Genomic DNA, 2,384 nt, shown 5'->3' on the forward strand with positions numbered 1-2,384 from the left:
CCAGAACCACATCTGTTACTTGTCCTTACCCGGGGTGGCGCCAGACTTGATCTCGTCCACCAGCGGCTTGAAGCGCTTCAGCTCGCTCAGCTTGTAGCCGGTGTAGTTACCCATCAACAACACGGTCGCCATCAGTACCAGCTGCAGGCCGAGGAAGTTGAAGGTGAGGTGACGGATCAGTTCGTTGTCCATGGCCAGATAGGCGATGATGGCCACCAGCAGGGAGCCACCGCCCTGACGGAACACCTCTTTCGGGCCCTCTTCTTCCCACAGGATGGACATCCGCTCGATGGTCCAGGAGAGGATGATCATCGGGAAGAAGGTGATCTTCATACCGTCGGTCAGCCCCAGCTTGAAGGCAAAGGCAGAGAAGATACCGATCATCGAGATCACCATGATGATGATGGCCGATATTCGGGCGACCAGCAGCAGGTTGAGCCGTGACAGATAGGAGCGGATCACCAGACCTGTGCCGACGATCAGCAGGAAGCCCACCAGACCGGTGATCAGCTGGGTCTGGATAAAGGCGACGGCGATCAGCACCGGCATAAAGGTACCGGAGGTCTTGATGCCGACAATCACGCGCAAGAACACCACCATCAGCACGCCGATCGGGATCAGCAGCAAGCCCTTGAACAGGGTCTGCTCTTCCAGCGGCAGGCTGTGGATAGAGAAGTTCATCATCTCTGATTTTTCAAACTTCTGGGCCAGCGCCACGCTGACCGGCTGCTCCTGCTCGATCATCGAGAAGCTGACACGGGAGTTGTGACCACCGGTCACATCCAGCAGGGCGCCGGAGTTGTACTCCCACAGCAGCAGGTTGGCCGGACGGCCCTGTTCACCGGTTTGCGGGTTGAACAGCTTGTAGTCGGTCGGGCTGTTGAATACCTGCAGGTAATCCACCAGCTCCTGACGACGGCGGCCATCTTCCAGATTCAGAGCATGCACCACGCGGGTGGGGACGTCAGCATTGTTGAGCAGCTCGGCGATCAGGTTGGCACGGCTCTTGTGCTTTTTCAGCAGCTCGGCGTTCTGCTCCTGCTTCTCGATCTCCTTGATGATCTCGCGAGTCAGGGTGTAGCCGTCGGCGGAGCGCTCCTGGGCACGTTCCAGGATCTGCTTCATGGCGGTGGCGTAGGGCTCGCTCTCGATCTGCTTCTCGATGGCAGGCGGCTGCGGATTGGCGGCCGGTTTGGCATGGGCATCTGCCATCATGTCGACGCGGTAGTAGAGCTCCTGACGGCCGGAGGCGGTGCGGATGGACCACTCGGCGCGGGCATCGCCATCTTTCTCGACAAAGGAGAGGCCGTAGCCGGGGCTGGCGGCGTTCTCGTTCATCAGGGTGAAACCGGGCTGGGTGCCCGGAATGGCCAGGGAGGCGATCACCGGCTCACCGGTCGCCTCAAACTCCAGCTTGGCTTCGATGGACCAGATCTGGCGCTTTTCACCGGGCGTCAGCGGCACATCCAACGCGATATGGTGATAGATCGTCATCCCCAGGCCGACAATGTACAGCAGGGCTACCAGCAAATAGAACGGCTTACGGGAAACCATGGATTATTTCACATCCTTGAGCTTGGGTTTGGGTTGGATATATTCGCGGGCCACATCAACCACGGCGATGTCTTTCAAAAATTCGCGACCCAGCAGCACCGGGAAGGTCATGTCGCTGCGGTCCTTCAGGGTAAATTCGGCTTTCTCGGTCATGTCGCCAATCCGTACCGCCAGACGGACCACCGGACGGCGGTCGAGATCGTCGGCAGAGGCCTGACGCACCCGCACATGGCGTACCAGCGGCGCTTCGATCTGGATCTTGTCATCCACATCCTGATGACTCAGGAAGAAGCGCACCCAGTTTTTGCCATTGCGTTCGAAAATGGTGATCTCCTGGGCACTGATGGAGGAGGTGGTCGCACCGGTATCGACCCGCGCCTGGAAGGCGTCGTTGGCGGCATCAACCCAGATCCACTCCGCTTCACCGACCATCAGCTTGCCATCGATGGTGTGGCCCTGATTGGGGGCCGGGCACTTCTCGGTGGGGATGGCCATCGGCTTGGGCGGCTCGGAGGGGAGGGTGGCGAGCTTGTGGTCTACTTGCTTGACGGACTCTTTCATATTGGTGACATCTGTGTTGAGCTGAACCAGCAGGTGCTGTTGCTGCACATACTGCTTCTGTTGCTGTTCCATGGATGTTTGCAGGCGCTGCTCGCTCTGGCTCAGCTCGCTACGAAGCTCGGCCAGCGTCAGAGCAGGGACCTGAGGCGCTTTTTCCATATTGACACACCCGCCGAGACTAAGCAGGGAGAGCAGGGTCATTCCTTTTAATTTGCTTTTCATGTCATTCATTTAACTGTGCTTCCTGGAATTGGGTCAGTGTAACTTCC

The 2,384-nt window shown here is 58.6% G+C and carries 2 protein-coding genes; both read right to left on the reverse strand.

The features are described 5' to 3' along the window. Positions 1 to 15 precede the first annotated feature (15 nt). Positions 16 to 1,554 carry an inactive transglutaminase family protein gene (locus G5358_RS20740; protein WP_216953263.1) on the reverse strand — a complete coding sequence of 513 codons (1,539 nt, stop codon included), beginning with the start codon at positions 1,552 to 1,554 and terminating at the stop codon, positions 16 to 18. Positions 1,555 to 1,557: 3 nt separating this feature from the next. Next, positions 1,558 to 2,346, reverse strand: a complete 789-nt coding sequence (locus G5358_RS20745) for an ATP-dependent zinc protease (protein ID WP_040067873.1) — start codon at positions 2,344 to 2,346, stop codon at positions 1,558 to 1,560. Positions 2,347 to 2,384 lie beyond the last annotated feature (38 nt).

Origin of the sequence: Aeromonas sp. 604176, assembly GCF_049170755.1 — a bacterium.
Lineage (GTDB): Bacteria > Pseudomonadota > Gammaproteobacteria > Enterobacterales > Aeromonadaceae > Aeromonas > Aeromonas veronii_A.

Coding starts and splice junctions, on each gene's coding strand:
- G5358_RS20740 (WP_216953263.1), bottom strand. CDS start 1,554: ATGGTTTCCCGTAAGCCGTTCTATTTGCTGGTAGCCCTGCTGTACATT.
- G5358_RS20745 (WP_040067873.1), bottom strand. CDS start 2,346: ATGAATGACATGAAAAGCAAATTAAAAGGAATGACCCTGCTCTCCCTG.